This window comes from Tardiphaga sp. (assembly GCF_028290495.1).
In the GTDB taxonomy this organism is placed as follows: Bacteria; Pseudomonadota; Alphaproteobacteria; order Rhizobiales; family Xanthobacteraceae; genus Tardiphaga.
On the sequence record NZ_JAQGJT010000017.1, the window covers coordinates 55,914 to 70,558 of the forward strand.

General features: G+C 61.2%; 19 protein-coding genes. 9 read left to right on the forward strand and 10 right to left on the reverse strand.

Going from position 1 to position 14,645, the window contains the following annotated elements:
* Nucleotides 1-102: 102 nt before the first annotated feature.
* Nucleotides 103-894 (reverse strand): hypothetical protein, encoded by a 792-nt coding sequence (locus tag JWQ24_RS02285; RefSeq protein WP_299803823.1) that lies wholly within the window; start codon nt 892-894, stop codon nt 103-105.
* Between the two features lie 9 nt (nt 895-903).
* A complete protein-coding gene (locus tag JWQ24_RS02290) occupies nt 904-1,392 on the reverse strand; it encodes a hypothetical protein (protein ID WP_299803824.1) in 489 nt (162 codons plus the stop codon).
* Nucleotides 1,393-1,894: 502 nt separating this feature from the next.
* Between JWQ24_RS02290 and JWQ24_RS02295 the strand changes: the two genes are divergently transcribed.
* The 3 genes from JWQ24_RS02295 (at nt 1,895) to JWQ24_RS02305 (ending at nt 3,419) form a co-directional block, all read left to right on the forward strand.
* Entirely contained in the window at nt 1,895-2,212 is a 318-nt protein-coding gene (locus JWQ24_RS02295; protein WP_299803825.1) for a hypothetical protein, read from the forward strand.
* Nucleotides 2,206-2,607, forward strand: coding sequence for a hypothetical protein (locus JWQ24_RS02300; protein ID WP_299803826.1), 402 nt, complete (start codon nt 2,206-2,208; stop codon nt 2,605-2,607). The genes JWQ24_RS02295 and JWQ24_RS02300 overlap by 7 nt, the downstream gene beginning before the upstream one ends.
* A gap of 218 nt (nt 2,608-2,825) precedes the next feature.
* Nucleotides 2,826-3,419: a hypothetical protein gene (locus JWQ24_RS02305; protein ID WP_299803827.1), complete on the forward strand. Its 594-nt coding sequence runs from the start codon at nt 2,826-2,828 to the stop codon at nt 3,417-3,419.
* Nucleotides 3,420-3,474: 55 nt separating this feature from the next.
* Here JWQ24_RS02305 and JWQ24_RS02310 read toward each other — a convergent pair whose 3' ends face one another.
* From JWQ24_RS02310 to JWQ24_RS02340, 7 genes are all read right to left on the reverse strand, one after another.
* Nucleotides 3,475-4,119, reverse strand: a complete 645-nt coding sequence (locus JWQ24_RS02310) for a recombinase family protein (RefSeq protein ID WP_299803829.1) — start codon at nt 4,117-4,119, stop codon at nt 3,475-3,477.
* Nucleotides 4,120-4,212: 93 nt separating this feature from the next.
* Nucleotides 4,213-4,545 carry a hypothetical protein gene (locus JWQ24_RS02315; RefSeq protein ID WP_299803830.1) on the reverse strand — a complete coding sequence of 111 codons (333 nt, stop codon included), beginning with the start codon at nt 4,543-4,545 and terminating at the stop codon, nt 4,213-4,215.
* On the reverse strand, nt 4,542-5,141 hold the full coding sequence (locus JWQ24_RS02320; RefSeq protein ID WP_299803832.1) for a hypothetical protein: 600 nt from the start codon (nt 5,139-5,141) through the stop codon (nt 4,542-4,544). The genes JWQ24_RS02315 and JWQ24_RS02320 overlap by 4 nt, the downstream gene beginning before the upstream one ends.
* A gap of 496 nt (nt 5,142-5,637) precedes the next feature.
* Complete coding sequence (locus JWQ24_RS02325; protein ID WP_299803835.1) at nt 5,638-7,776, reverse strand: AAA family ATPase; 2,139 nt, start codon at nt 7,774-7,776, stop codon at nt 5,638-5,640.
* Nucleotides 7,777-7,785: 9 nt separating this feature from the next.
* Entirely contained in the window at nt 7,786-8,439 is a 654-nt protein-coding gene (locus JWQ24_RS02330) for a hypothetical protein (RefSeq protein ID WP_299803837.1), read from the reverse strand.
* A 50-nt stretch (nt 8,440-8,489) separates the two neighbouring features.
* Nucleotides 8,490-8,687 (reverse strand): helix-turn-helix domain-containing protein, encoded by a 198-nt coding sequence (locus JWQ24_RS02335; RefSeq protein WP_299803840.1) that lies wholly within the window; start codon nt 8,685-8,687, stop codon nt 8,490-8,492.
* Between the two features lie 261 nt (nt 8,688-8,948).
* Nucleotides 8,949-10,010, reverse strand: a complete 1,062-nt coding sequence (locus JWQ24_RS02340) for a site-specific integrase (protein ID WP_299803842.1) — start codon at nt 10,008-10,010, stop codon at nt 8,949-8,951.
* A gap of 879 nt (nt 10,011-10,889) precedes the next feature.
* Between JWQ24_RS02340 and JWQ24_RS02345 the strand changes: the two genes are divergently transcribed.
* From JWQ24_RS02345 to JWQ24_RS02365, 5 genes are all read left to right on the forward strand, one after another.
* Nucleotides 10,890-11,432 carry a hypothetical protein gene (locus tag JWQ24_RS02345; protein WP_299803845.1) on the forward strand — a complete coding sequence of 181 codons (543 nt, stop codon included), beginning with the start codon at nt 10,890-10,892 and terminating at the stop codon, nt 11,430-11,432.
* Nucleotides 11,433-11,572: 140 nt separating this feature from the next.
* Nucleotides 11,573-11,926: a hypothetical protein gene (locus JWQ24_RS02350; protein WP_299803847.1), complete on the forward strand. Its 354-nt coding sequence runs from the start codon at nt 11,573-11,575 to the stop codon at nt 11,924-11,926.
* A 181-nt stretch (nt 11,927-12,107) separates the two neighbouring features.
* Nucleotides 12,108-12,338, forward strand: a complete 231-nt coding sequence (locus JWQ24_RS02355; protein WP_299803850.1) for a hypothetical protein — start codon at nt 12,108-12,110, stop codon at nt 12,336-12,338.
* Nucleotides 12,339-12,455: 117 nt separating this feature from the next.
* Complete coding sequence (locus tag JWQ24_RS02360) at nt 12,456-12,680, forward strand: hypothetical protein (RefSeq protein ID WP_299803853.1); 225 nt, start codon at nt 12,456-12,458, stop codon at nt 12,678-12,680.
* Nucleotides 12,681-12,833: 153 nt separating this feature from the next.
* Nucleotides 12,834-13,127, forward strand: coding sequence for a hypothetical protein (locus JWQ24_RS02365; protein WP_299803856.1), 294 nt, complete (start codon nt 12,834-12,836; stop codon nt 13,125-13,127).
* A gap of 99 nt (nt 13,128-13,226) precedes the next feature.
* Here JWQ24_RS02365 and JWQ24_RS02370 read toward each other — a convergent pair whose 3' ends face one another.
* Nucleotides 13,227-13,475, reverse strand: coding sequence for a hypothetical protein (locus JWQ24_RS02370; protein ID WP_299803857.1), 249 nt, complete (start codon nt 13,473-13,475; stop codon nt 13,227-13,229).
* Nucleotides 13,476-13,593: 118 nt separating this feature from the next.
* Between JWQ24_RS02370 and JWQ24_RS02375 the strand changes: the two genes are divergently transcribed.
* Nucleotides 13,594-14,610, forward strand: coding sequence for a PrsW family glutamic-type intramembrane protease (locus JWQ24_RS02375; RefSeq protein ID WP_299803860.1), 1,017 nt, complete (start codon nt 13,594-13,596; stop codon nt 14,608-14,610).
* Nucleotides 14,611-14,645: the final 35 nt, after the last annotated feature.

Genomic DNA, 14,645 nt, shown 5'->3' on the forward strand with positions numbered 1-14,645 from the left:
TGTCGCGTGTACCGCTCGATGCGCGCGATCGAAACCTTTTGAGCTGTATCACCCGTGACAAGCGCCCTCAAGCACCAACCTCTTAACATCCATGAAGGCAATTTAACGGCCGTAGGTCAGAAATGGCGTCGTGTTGCTGCCCAGCTTCGTCGACTGTCCCATTAATACCCGTCCGCCGAGCGACGTCGGCCCTACCGCACCATCGACCTGTCCGACGAGCGGCTTTCCGCCCACCGAGGTCGGGCCGATCGCGCCATCGATGGAGCCGTCCGCATTGATGATCGCGTCAGGCTGATAATGCCCGGCCAATGCCGCCGTGAGGCCGACCTTGCCGAGCCCGGTCGTGATGTCGGCCCACATCTTTTGGCTGTTACCGGCGCGGTTGGCGTTGTCGAGTTCGAGCGCTTCGACGCCTGACGAGGCCCTCTTGAAGCCGCCTAGCTGACCAACCATCGTCGCGTCGTGCGCCTGGCTGCGCTGGATGCCGCCGAACAGATCGCCGAAAGAGCGCAGATTGCCGAGACTGTCGGCCTGATGGTTCACGTAGGCGTCGGCGATGCCCGTCTTGTCCGCGATTTCGCGATCGACTATCCCACCCGACGTCGGAGGCAATGCCGCGACGGTGTTCGGCGTGGTCGGCGTCGTAACCGGGGTTTTGAAAAAACTCGCCAGCTGCGAAGACTTGTCGGCCAGTTGCGTGTCGAAATTCCCATAGCGGCCGATCGAGCCGTCGTTAATCTTGTCGGCCTCGCCGCTCAACGCCTGCTGTCGCGCTCGCTCATCCTGCGTGACCTTATCGCGCGCAGCGTTTACCTTGTCCTGCGCCGAGCCATTCAGCCATGAGCCAACGCCGGTCGCTGCGCCGCCGAGAAGTGCGAGGGTGATCGGGTCCATGAGACGCTCCTAATGCTTCGTGATGTTTGAAATCGTGCGGTCCGCCATGATATCGCGGAGCAGTCCGCCGCGCCCTGCGATCCGGCAGATGCAGAGAATGGCCTGCAGTTCGGCCATGAGCAACAGGACGTGGTCGAACTGGTCGTGCAGCAGGTCCGGCGTGACCGATGCGGCCGCCCCCGCCCGGGAACGGCCGAACAGCGATGCAATACCGAATGCACCGGCCATCCCTAGAAAATAGCGATCATTCGATACTTTGGTGCCGACCTGTTCGACCAGACGCGGAGCAAGGTCAGAAATAATCTCGACCAGGCGAGATGCCTCGGCCCGGGATACGCAGAAAGCTTCCTCGCTGTCGGCGATGCGAACAATGCAGCTGAGCGCTTCCACGAGGCTGACGATGATGTCGTCCCCTACGCCCGCCCGCTCGAATGCTGCAATGGCCTTCGCGACCAATACGGTCTCTGCGTCGCGTCCATCGACTTCGCGTGAATGCATGGCGGGCCCCGCGCATTGGCTAACGGCGAACACGAAAAGTGTTAAACGCAGCGCCAGATTGTTGCTCTTCCGAGGCTGCCACCGGCAGCAATCACGGTCGAACGTGCTATCTAAGTGCGGCTTCCCGAGTGCCGCGCTTACGGGTGGACTTACTATAGCTGCCCGGCGTGAGAACGCCAGCAGATAACTGCGCCGGCCGGCATGCCAGAAGTTCGGTGCCGGAAAATTTTTATATCGGCGTCCGACGCAGCCCGCGCCTAAGCGTCTAAACCGTACCCGGGGGGCAGGTCCGACGATAACCGTCGATGTCTCTTCGTGAAGCGCCGCGCCCCCGGTACCGGTCTTCACCGCCAGCGGTCTCTGCGCAATGGGACCTTTCGGTCTAATGAAAATTGCATCCGAACCTATCGAAATACTACCACTCAACTATGCCGTGACATGTATGCTGATACACAATAGGCCTTCAACTGAGAGGCCGCTTTTGCACGCAGGGAGTTCCACAATGCGGGTTACATCGATCGCCCTCGCCTCCCTGCTTGCGGGGTGCGTCACCGATGATCGGCAGGCCCGCCTCAAGCCGTACATAGGCCAATCGCTGGCCTCGCTTGCCGCCGCGGTAGGCTCCGCGCCCTCTGCCAGCTATCCGACCGCGCGCGGCCGAACCTTCACTCTGAACGGTCCCGCTCTCGCCGTGGCAGTCGCGCCGGGTGTCGTGGCCGCGGGCGGCTGCAAGATGCAAGTCGACACCGTCCAGTCCGGCGGTGGCAGTACCGCGGACGATTGGCGCGTGGTCGAGATCAACGCGAGCGGCCCATGCTGACCGCCGACCAGTTTGACAAAATGCGTGAACGGCAACGGGCTCATTTTATTTCAGTCTGGCTGGGCTGCTGTTTTTTCGCGTTGCCGGCGCAGGCACAGAACAACGCGCTGGGCTACGGCTTGACCACCTGCAGCGAGTTTGTGACCTCTTATGAACCGCGACAGCGGATGAACGTTTTCGCCTGGACTGCAGGGTACTTTACCGGCATCAACCTGGCATCCGTCACGTCCGTCGCGCGCTACAGGGATCTTAGCGGCCTGCCGCCCGACTTGGTGATATCGCTTCTGCTCGGCCACTGCACACAAAACCCCCGAGATCAGGTGGCAAGGGCCGCAGATATCATCTATGTCAGTCTCCCCCTGGTCGTTTCGAAAGCGGCGCCGGCTGTCAAATGATCTGAGGGGCAGGTCTAAACCAAAGCCGTCAGTAGCCGAAGCGCTTCCTGATTTGCTCGATTGCGCTGAACTACTGTATCCCATTGTATCTTTTTTTATAGGCTTTGGCGTATAAGTGCCTGTAATCAACCCTTGTTTTTGTATGCTGATTTAGCGCTTGCAATACAGCACCCCTATGTGCGCCGATATCCAAATTAGAAAACGACAAGGGGTGTAAAATGCTCGACCAGATAGCTACTACGAAACAAGAAGAGACGCATTACACAGCATCTGAGACCAAGCGTTTCTTTCGCGTGTTGGCTGACCTCAAAGCGGCGCACCGCGCCGCGCAAAATCAAAAGAATAGTGAAAGATACTGGCTTGCTCGCTTAGATGACGTTGCCTTCTTCGGTGGCGAGATATCAACAATCGAGACACATACCGAAAGCGCGCATGTACGCCGGCTCTGCGAAGCAGCGATCAATAAATACGATATCGATCGCGACTGGTCGCCGGCCATTTCCGAAGACGACGAGCATATCGATGGCAAGACGGCCACGTCGCCGGCTGAGCTTGAGAATCGGCTTCTATTCGAAGCATCGTACCTACGTGGCGCGGAGAGTGATCTCGTCGCAGTGGTGGATCTTCTTAGCCAGCCCGATCTGCCGAGAGATGAGCGTGCAAAATTAATTAAAGTGCGCCGGCTTCATGAGTTCGAATTGGTTTGGCTCTCGTCCGTGATGCACAGTAACGCCGGCCGTTCCGAATGCACCGACATCATCAAAAAGCACAATATTGATCCGGCGACGGCCCGTAAGCGGCACAAAATCTAAGTTGGAGGTCGGCACCTATCGGGTGACATTCCAAGGCTGCCGACCTTTAGTCTTCCTATTGCGGCAGTCGCTTCTGCACGCGGATGACCGTCACCGCGTGCCAAGGGCCGCCGTTCGGCGTAGCGATCTTCCGCTCGTTCAGCGCTGCAGCGATCTTCCGTGCCGACAATCCCGCCAGCTCTTCGAAGATCGGGCGCAGCTCGACGGCGCGAGCCGCCGCGGCGTCGCGGTTCTCGATGCCCTTAGCGTTGAGGCCGCCCAGCTTGACGCCCTGAGCCTTCTTCGCCGCCAGGGCGTCTTTTGTCCGGCGGGAGATCATGCTGCGCTCCTTCTCGGCAAGCGCGGCGTAGAGGTGTAGCATGAACGGATCGGCGTCGGCGCCCAGCTCGGCGACGATGAACGGCGTGCGGTGTGACATCAGCCCGCTAATGAAGTGCACGTCGCGGCTCAGCCGATCGAGCTTTGCAACGATGATCGGCGCCTTGTGCTGCCTGGCCGCTTTGAGCGCGGCGGCGAGCTGGGGCCTCCGATCGAGAGCATCAGCGCCGTTTCCCGTTTCAATTTCCTCGAACTTCTCGATCAGGTGATAGCCCTCGGCCTCGGCGAAGCGGGCGAGCGCCGACTGTTGAGCTTCAAGCCCCAAGCCTGACTTGCCCTGCTGTGCCGTCGACACGCGGGTGTAGGCAATGGCGGTTTTCATGGCTCAATCCGATTTTTGGAACAGGTCAACGAACGTCGCTATGTTACACATGCTAGGTGTAACATAGCAAGGGGTATGTTTCAGACGATCGCTTTAGTCGAAAAGACTGTCGCCAGCGCCGCGCCTGTCGAGTGCTTCCAAATCCGCCTTGGCTTTGCGCGACGCGGCGCGAAGTTCGTCGGCGGTCATTTCGGACAGTTGCTTTACAGCACTGGCATCGGGGTCCTGCGGAGCAAAGAACCCGCCGGCTCTGAAAAGTGAATTGACCGCAGACGCTTTCGCCGCAGCGGTCGCCTTCGGATCATCACAAATCGAGATTGCAGTCCGGTAGGCTTTCACCGCGCCGGCCGTCCGCATTTTATGCGACAACTCGTCCCGCAGCTGATCCTCGGCGACGTCGTCGAGGCCGTCATCGAAATCGTTCATGCGAAAATTCCCTTGTTGTCGCTATCGGCTTCGATCGTTGCGGCTTTCAACCGCTCAAGCTCAGCCGTCACGGCGGCACGCTCGGCCAGCAGTTGGATCATTTCCGGGCTCTGAGGTCGGCAGGGAGCTTCGCCGGAGAGCAAAAGGCGGATCTCTGCGTTATGACGCGCCCGAGCGCGTTCGGTGCTCCTGGCGGCCCCTGCGCCCGGTTTGTGGGTCCGATGCCAAGCCTCATGTCGCGCTCGCTGCTCAGGCGTCATGACCGCGAGGTGGGCAGCCCGCTTTTCGGCATATCTTTTCTGCATGCGAAGCTTGCGATTGAACTTCGCTTCACCCTGCGGCGTCGAGCAATCCGGATACTGCACAACGTGCCACTGCTTGCCGCTCGGCGTCTTCCCGCCATGCAGGCCGCAGCGGCCGTTCTTCATCGCAGGATTGCAGCACGGTTCGCCGTCTCTCTTCCGCGCAGCACCGCAGCGGGGCGCCTTGGCGAAGGTCGCAAGATTGGCGTGCGCCGACGCGCTGGCGATCTGTCGGAAGTCGGCCCCCTTGCGCCACCGGTCCAAGCGTGCGGTGCGTGAGCGTGTCGCCCTCATGGCACCCTCGCCGATATGCGCCGATGAGGTAATCCGGCTCGTCCACTGCTGACGCCGTGCCGATACATCAGGCGATCGCCAAAACGTATGCCATGACGACGGCCTCCGCCGAGGCATACAATGGATGCTGACAAAATCTCGCTATCTTCAAAAGAGAGCGGCGCGGCGGGCAGGCAGCGGAGCAAGCCGCCTCTCTTATAGGGTCTAGCTCCGCCGCTCCGCCTATCTGGCTCCGCCACATAAAGCCGAATCGGATCAAGAACTTGCAGGCGTAGCTCCGCCGCTCCGCCCTTGCTCCGCCGGCTGCTCCGCCTTCTAGCTCCGCCCAATGATATCAATGGTTTACAGGCGCCGCTCCGCCCTGCTCCGCCGCTGCTCCGCCCACACAACGAGCATACGAAACGGAGACACTCCGCCCGAAAAATATTGGTTTTCGGACCGCCTTTTCGGGGTGCGATCACGGGGTCTGAGTGTGTGATCATGACGCCTTTCCTTTTCAATCGAAGAGGCTGGTGCCGGCTTCCACCGGTGCCACATCAAGCCGGCGCACGACCTGAAAGCCTTTGCGCTTCGTCTTGGCCGAGTGCGTCGCTTCGACAATGTCGCCGGACGCGATCCAGAAGCCGATCATCTGTTCCGCCTTCTCCATGCTGAAATCGAAGTCTTCCACCATGCGCCGCGAAGCCATCAGCTCGCGCGAGCGATAGGTCCGTCCCCACGGCTCACCCGCGGACCAGGCCGACGCCATGGCCCCGAGCACCTCGATAGCCAGCACCGGTGTCAGCGCCTTGTCGGGGCCGATCGACTGCTCGCATCGCTCAGGCACCCAAGAGCTTTCGCCAGCGTCGAGGCTGACGTGATCGAAGCGATACGGCTCGGACCATCCGTCAGGGCCGTCCTTCTGCTTCTCGCACCACAGGCGGCCGACGCTGGCGCCTTCCTTGCGGTCGAGCCTGAATACGAAGTCGCCCGCGCCGCGCAGCACCGTCGAGCCCCGCATGTCGCCGTTCTTGCCGGCGTGATGGATGCCGAGCACAGCGCAACGGAACGTCTCCTTGACCCGGTTGCAGGCTTTGACGAACAGCGTCATCTCCTTCTGCAGGTTCTCGTCGGCGCCAGGGATGGCCTGCGACACCGTGTCGACTACGATCAGCACCGGTCGTGCGCCAATGACCGACGACACGGTGCGCAGAAGCCGGTCGATGTCCCCCGCTTCCATGAAATCGATCGTCCGCTCGATCATCACGAAGCGATCGCTGTGCACTGTTTGGTTTCGCTTTTGCAGCCATGCCAAGATCCGGTTGCGGAAACCGAAACTGCCTTCCGCGGCAATATAGACGACGGCCGTGCCTGCCTCGGCCTTGATGGCGTCGCCGTGCCAGGCCGGCAACGCGTAGGCAATGTGAAGCGCAGCATCGAGCGCGAGGAACGTCTTGCCGGCACCCGGCGCCGCGTACAGGAAGCCTACGCTGATTTCGGGGAAGTGGCGCTTGATGAGATAGATCGGCGGCGGCCGATTTACGATGTCACCGATGCGCAGGATCGGATAGGTGTCCGTTTTGGCCTCGGGCGTTGCGGGCGCGGTGTCGAACAACGGTTCGGCCTCGTCGGGGATGACATCAAAGAACCTGTCGACGTTCTTGAACGCCTCGGGATTTTCTTGTTCGGCCAGCTCGAACAGCCAGGACGCGCCGCGGCGGTACGGGCCGCGCATCCGGCGCCAGTCAGCGGCGACGATAGCTGGATCATTGGTGCCGTCCTGCCACCTGTCGCACCATTCCTGAAATAGCTCGAACGCCTCGGGCTCCTGCTCAGGCAGCGCCGCTTTGATCGCGTAGCCGAAGTCGCGGTACGCCTCGCGCGTGCCGAACGTCTTGGATGTGTTCGGCGTGGCCTTCACGGCCTTGCGAACCGTGTCTAGATCGCCCTTCAGGCTGGCCTGCGGGACGTCCGCGCCGCCGCCTTCCGTGATGACCTTCGTGGCGGCAGGCAGGATGGTGCGCAGCTCGTCGAGGAACGCGATGACCTGGGCCGGCGAGAAGACGGGCACCTGGTCGAACGGGACCAGTGGCGTGACCCATGTGTAAGGCAGCTTGGTCTTGGGATGCGTGCCGGCAAAGACCGCCTGCTTGCCCTCGCCGAGGATCTCGACGCGCTCGAACGTTCCGGCAGCATTGGCGGGGCCGAAGTCGATCCGCATGTAATTGAGCGGCGCCGAGAGCCTGATCAGATACCCGGCCTTCGGAAAGTTGCCGACCCGACAGCAGAGAACGCCGAAGTGCTTGACGACCGTCATGTGGATGTTCGCAGCGAGCAACTTGTCCATCGTGTCTGCATCGATGAAATAGAGGCCCGCGCCCATCTTGACGCCGACGCCTGCTGACATGGCCTGCCATCGGGTAAGATCTCGGGCGTCGGCCTCATGCTTCGTCCAGTCGAAGCTGTACCAGAGCCCGTCATTGCCGCGCACACCGGGCGTCTTGCCGCGACCGTCCTGGCTGGTGCCGACACGACTGAAAAGCGAGGATTTCACACTGATCGGGGCATCGTGGGGTATCACGGGGACCAATCTAGCGAAGCCCATGGCGAAGAATTCATCGAACCTCGACGGGGAGCGAGCGAAAGGGGCGTTCATGATCGTTCTCTAGCCGTGACCAGCGACGGCGCCGGAAGCGCATGCCCATGTCGGAAAAGTGGTGACAATGGCGCGAACGCTGCATTTTGGACGCTGGCTCGTCGACCCGATGGAATTGAGCGCGATCGCCAGCACCGGTGTGCCACCTGCCATCGCGATTGCGTCGAGCTGGCCGCGCACTGATGCCGAGCGCGAGAAGAGCGTGCCTACCGCCAAATCCGGCAAGGTTTTAGAAGACGTCTCGTTGCCTCGAATGCTTGTGAGGGCCTGACCGGTCCAATTGGCCCATACGACGCTGATAACCTCATCGGGGCTGACGTCGGATCCGATGCTCCTGCAGTCACGTATTGTAGCTTTGAGCGCCTGGTCCGCAGCGGTCGATATGGGGCCGACGTCATGCTCGCTGTAAGCCGTCACCGCCGCGGCATCGGTCCAACTGGCGTCGCTGATCGCCACGATTATTTGCCGAGCGTCATTGATGAAAAAGCTGTCGAAATCAGGCTGACACACGGCCGCGTCGAGACGCCGGCCGATGCAGTCGAAAACCGGCGCAAAGGCGTTAGCGTGCTTGGTCGAGAGGTCGAAGCCCGCTCGGACGGCGCTCAGCATCGGCCCGTCGCTCGGTGACTGCGCGCTACGGCCATGCAAAATGCGCCACGGCATGTCTTGCTCATCACGTCGGATGCCTCCCCGCGATGTAAGCAAAGCGGTGCTCACGCTGCCTCGACCGCGCGAGCGAGAAAAGCGTCCAGGTCGACGCGGCGGATCACGACGCGGCCACCAATGCGAGCGCGGGCGAGCATCTTGTTTCGGAGAAGCCGCCAAACCGTCGCGACCGAAATTCGAAGATAGTCAGCGGCTTCGGGCACAGTGAGCGCGCCGCTAGGAATTGGGAACGAGTGCTTGGTCATATTTTTGTGTCCTCGATTGTCAGTGGCGACAAGAGAGAGACATGCGTTATTATGAATTACAAACGCGCATACGCCTATTTCCATAGTGTTTGGGCATACAAACGACATACAAGCGGCATATTTTTCAGCCGGCAGATCATTGAACTTAATGGTTTCTTCAAAACGAAACTCGGTTGGTCTTCACGGCAAAAATTTATTTTTAACGCCCTCGTAAACGCGGCTTTTCAGCCAACCATTTGGGCGGGCCGAACAGCAAATCGATCACCAAGCCGAAATTAGGTTGGGCGCGGTGCGTCGAACCGTCTCTGCAACGAATGACGGCGCGAGGTGAGCGTAGTGCTTTGTGACCATGCGAACGTCGCTGTGCCCGAGCGCTTCGGCGACGATGATCAAACCCGCTCCCGCCCGCACCATCGTGCTCGCGTAGGAATGCCGCAGTTCGTGAAAGGTGATGTGCTCGAGCCCCGCCGCGGCGACGGCCGCCTTGTATTCATCGCTGTACTCGCGCGGCTTCCAGCCCTTGCCGTTTTCTCTGGTGAGAAGAAACGCGCTCGACGGACGGCCGGTCGCGAGCGACGCAAAGAGGGCAAGGCCGCCATCATTCAACGGGACGTGCCGCGGCTTGCCGCTTTTGCTCTTCGCAATAAAGATCGAACCATTGGCCGGATCGAAATCACTGACCCGGAGGCGCGCAAGCTCGCCGAACCGTGCGCCGGTCATGAGCGCAGCGGCCACCAGGCGGCGCAGGGCGCCCGCGGCAGCTTGCAACAGGGCGTTCTGCTCTTCCGTGTCCAAGAACCGCACACGGGCAGCTGTGGTACCTTTGAAGGGCTTCAACAATCGCCAAGCTGTGTCGTCCGTCACAAGCCGTTCGCGATACGCCCAATTCAGGGCCGCCTTCAGGACCGTCAAGACGCGGTTCGTCGAATCCCGCCGGCGACGCATGCCCTCTTCGTCAGCCGGATCGATGACGACGATGCGGTTTTCCTTCGAGCTGTTACCGGTCCGAAAGCGTTTCGGCTGTTTCGACAGCGCGTCGCGCCAGTTTCGCAGTCGCTCTGTCGTCAAATCCGCGACGCGCAGCTTGCCGAGCGGCGGGCTGATGTGGGCATTGAACGACGAGCGGACGTCACTGCGCGCGCCTTCCCCTTCGCGCATGGCAAGGTATTTATTGAGGATGTCATCAACGGTCAGCTGCCGGCTGGCCGGCCCCCCGGTTTTCAATGACTTGGCCCAGGCCTTGGCCGCTTCTTTGGCCTGCTCGTGCGTCAGGACATTTTCTGCCGAAGCTAGGTCGTCGGCGCGACCGAGACGGGTTTGCACTCGGGCACCGTTCGGCGAGCGGGTTGCTGACAACCAGGAACCGCCCCGCCCCGTGGTACCGCGCCCTCGGCGATATCCGAGCCGTACCCCCGGCCCGATGATCTCCCATTCCGGGGCGTCAGAGGCCGGCAAGTCCAAACGGCTAGTCCGGCTGGACAACAAACTTCGACGACGCGCCATGATGCTCTCCGGCAATTTTCGTTGTCGGTTTCGTTGCTTTGTGCCCCTTGAAACCGCCTGATACGCTCAGACATTAAATGCGAGAAAGCTATTGTAAATCAAGACTCTAAGGCAGTGTCATAGACTGTCAGGAAGTACTTAGACGCCCCTTTCACGGTGGAGAGAGCGGTTCGATTCCGCTAGGGAGCACCATCAACCCAAAATGGCGTTGATATTTCTCACATTTTTCCTGTTTATGGCAAACTCGCACGGCCGGTTTGCCACTTTTTGTTTGCATCCACCGCCAGTCGTTCCCTGTTGCGGATGACACCGGATACCCCATCGATTGATATTCGGCAGGAAGTGCCGGACTTCTCGCTATCCCGGACGCCTATTTCACGTGTGTTTATGTAAGACAAGCATCTTTGCTTGCAGATAGGTATCTTTTGCGGGTATACGATACAACCTTCGGGAGTATCGACGTGAACATGCACATGGACACCCAAACCAGATTGTTCCTCGGAGTCATCGCTGGGTTGTTCGCGCTCGGTTATGTGATCGCTTGGTGCACGGATTTTATTCAATACGGACCCATCCTGATTGCACGATAGTCGCTCCGCAGCACCACGCTCGGCACAGCAACCGTTGTTTTTCGCCCTGCCCTCGATATGATCGCGGCCATCGTTCGGAACTATCGTTCACAATTGGAATTCCACTCCAATGATCGATGTCACGCCACGACAACCCGTCAGCCCCATCCTGCAACCGAACCACCGCACCGCATGGCGGATCGGAACGCAGCCGATTGCGATCACGGCGGCCGTGCTGGTGTTGTTGATTGGTGGCGTTGCGACGATCGCGGTCTGGCGCAGCTATACCGGGGCGCCGGAGAAGGACCGCGTCGTCACCGCCCGCGTCAACCAGGCCCGGGTTGCCCAAGCCTCCGAGCAATTGGTGGAGAAGACCAAGGGCCTCGAGGAAACCCAGCAGCAGTCGATCGACCAGTTGCAGTTGGTGCAGGATCAGCTCCAGGTGATGACCCGGCTACTCGCGTCGCAACAAGCCGAGACCCGCAAGCTAACCGATCAGGTCGGTAGCCTTACTGGCGCGCTCGACAATCTCCGGCAGTCGTTCGCCAGCATTCCGCCGGAAGCCAGCCAGCCGGAGGTCCGCGAGCGGCCACGCACCAAGGCTAGCGCTTCGATCCGCAAGGGGCGCTCCAAGGCCGTGGCCCAGCGCAAGCGCGGCAAGACCCGCGGCTGACGCCGCACCCGGGGCATCGCGGTTCCCTCAATGGCATTGGTTCGGAACTCACATTCGTTTGAAAATTCAGCGAACTCATTTCGGAACGATGGCCCGTGCCGGCGATTAGTTGGGCGTTCCTCACAACGAAGGAGAAACCAATGACAAGGATGAAACTCGTGGCAGCCGCTGCCATTCTCTCGTCCGTGATCGCCACCCCGGTTCTGGCGCAGGACATGACACAGCGCAGCATGCGCAGCCAATCCTACGACCACACCGCCTACGATCGCCGTGATACCGGGTTCTGGCCAGCGGACACCGCAGCCGGGATCGTCGGCGGTGTAGTCGGCACGGCGGGCGCCATTGCGACGGCTCCGTTCCGCGGCAGCTATGCCTACGACCAGCGTTACAACGACACCTACGGCGGCCAGAGCTACGCACAACGCAACGGCTTCGTCTGTCAGCCCGGCACCTTGTTCCGCGGCGAGGACGGTCACCGGCACATCTGCCAGTAACAAGCCTGGTTTCCGAGATGAGAGAGGGCGGCCCATGGTCGCCCTTTTTCGTGGGCCATTGCGGTTAGGTCGTTGGTGGAAAGTTTCGCTTGTCCGCCGGAGCCAGACGTCTACTCTTACCTGCCGGACGCAATCCGCATCGTTCAAGATGCCGGGTCATGCCTCCCGCAGGGAGCTACCGATGAAGCACACTCCGCTTGAAAAAAATCACGACGCGGATATCGACAACAAGCACGGCGGTACAACTCTCGCCACGCTGCGTAAGATCTACGGCAAGTTCTTCGCCGCCGGGCATTCCGAAACCGCCACGCTGACCGACATCCTTCCCAAGCTCAATGAAACCTCGCTGAGTCAGCTCCGCCGCGACTACGAGACCGGCCACTTGCACAAGAAGATTTCGAAGGCCGGATAGTTGTCCAGCGGCCAACTGGCTCCCGGCGAAATCCCTGTCGCCAGCCGCTGCTGAGCCAACCAAGACTTCAGCAGCCGCGCTGCCTGGATTGCTTCATCGAAAGCCCAGAACGAAGCGATGTTCGCTGCGACCATCGAGCGCGGGAAGCAGAATATGGCTCAACTTGAGCAATCCGTTATCAAGGACAATACGTTGATGTCTGGAGAATGGTACGCAGGACAGCTGCACCTGTCGCCACCGACAACACCGCCATCGGGAAATCAGAAGACCTACTTCATCATCATCCAGGTAAGAGCGGACCGCCATGTCGTCGAAGTCGCTCAGGCACCGGCAGCAAGCTAGGGTCAAGCACATGACCGGGCCTGGCCGCGTGGCGACGAAACAAAACCCCGCCGGACGAAACCATTCTCCGTGCCGCGCGAAAAACTCCTGAAGCGATGATCCTCTATTCCTCCTGACAACGAAGCGGGCGCTTCGCCTTTGGAGGGACATCCCATGACATTCACCGCCGCAGCCAAACTCACCGTTGCCACCGCACTGACGCTCGGTGCGCTGACCACCATCGCGCAGGCGCACACTGCCGAGCAGGAGCAGCTTTGCACCGGCGACGCGATGCGATTGTGCAGTTCGGAGATTCCAGATGTCGGCCGCGTCACGGCCTGCATGATCCAGCGGCGATCGCAGTTGAGCGAGGGCTGCAAGTCGGTATTTCAAGCCCCTCAGCCGGTAAACTACACACAGCCGCGGGCATCCAAGCCCGTCAGCCTGGTGCCTAAAAACATTCGCTGACACTCGTCGAATGGGCCCGCGTCGCGCGACGTCGGGCGCGGCTGTGCATGAATAATTCTGCTGCCACCGAGGACTAATCCGGCAAATACGAAACAGGCTCTAGCGACGTCGCGCCACGGCCATGCCGAGCAGGAACGCCGCCAGCAATGATCCCAGCGGCGCTTCGCGGGCCATGTTGGCGAGAAGGCTGAGCGGCATGCCCGGCTTCTTTCCAGTCTCGATGGCGTCGCCGATGCGGTGCACGGTCTGCTTCACGGTGTCGGACACCTCGGCGATGGTCGATTTCGGCTCGGGCACGGGATCGATACCTTCATAGATGTAGGGAGGCATCGTGTCGTCGTCGGTCATGGCGTTGTCTCGCATATGAAGTTGCAACTCCAATCGGCCGGACGGCAAATGGTTCCCGCTGGCGCGGCCGGCACAGCAGTCGCTATCGCACGGGCGCGCCGCCGCTATACTTCACGGCATGAACCCGCTCGAATCGCTTCCCACCGTGATCGGCATCGCCGCCGTCGCGCCGGCCTTGCTGGCGCTGTGGCTGGTGATTGCCGCGGACGAGCGGCCGGGTCCGCCCTCCCTCGTCTGGGCGGCCTTCGGGCTCGGCGCCGCCAGCATCTCGATCCTCGGCTATGCCCGCGCGCTGTTCGCCGGCATTTTCGGCCTGACCGACAGTCCCGCGCTGGCGCTGCTGCTGCACGCGCTGTTCGGCGTCGCCGCACCCGAGGAAGTCGTCAAGATCGCGGTGATCCTGATTGTGGCCCGCCGGCACAGCCATTCCGCCGACCCGATGGACGCCGTGGTGTACGGCGCCGCCGCCGGCCTCGGCTTCGCCGCTTACGAGAACCTGGTCTACCTGCTGCAATATCCGGAGATGTGGCGTTCGCTGGCCGTTCTGCGCAGCGTACTGACGGTGCCGTTCCACGGCGCGCTTGGCGTCATTGGCGGCGCCTATATTGCGATTGCACGGGCCGGCAACGCGCTTGGCGCGCACCGCCGCGACCGCTTCGCCACGTTGCGCGCGAGCGCGCTGATCATCGTGGCGCCATGGCTGCTGCACGCCGCATTCGACCTGCCGCTTCTGGTGTTGCAACAATATCCGGAATTCGTGGGAATCACGCGCCGTGCGCCGGAGGGCGCAGGCCTGTTGATCGGCTTCGGCACCATCGCGCTGGCGGCACGGCTGGTGCGTCGGATCGGCGCGCACCACGCGCCACACAGCGAGGTGTCGCGCGCCCGGCTGAACCAGTTGCGCACGATGTGGGCGCTCCTGATTGCCGGCGGCTGCGCGGGCTTCGCCGGCACCGCATTCCTGTTGTCATCGCTGCGGCACTGGCTCGCCGAGCCAGATCGCAACGTGACGATGCTACTGGTGCCGCTCGGACTGGCCTCGATCGTCGTCGGCATCGTCCTGCTGGCATTGGCCGCGGCCGCCTATGTGCTCGGCCGCAACCGGCTGCGCATCGCGGCTCCCGCGCAACAGTGAACAAATCTCCGTTACGGCAATTCAACAGGGTGTAA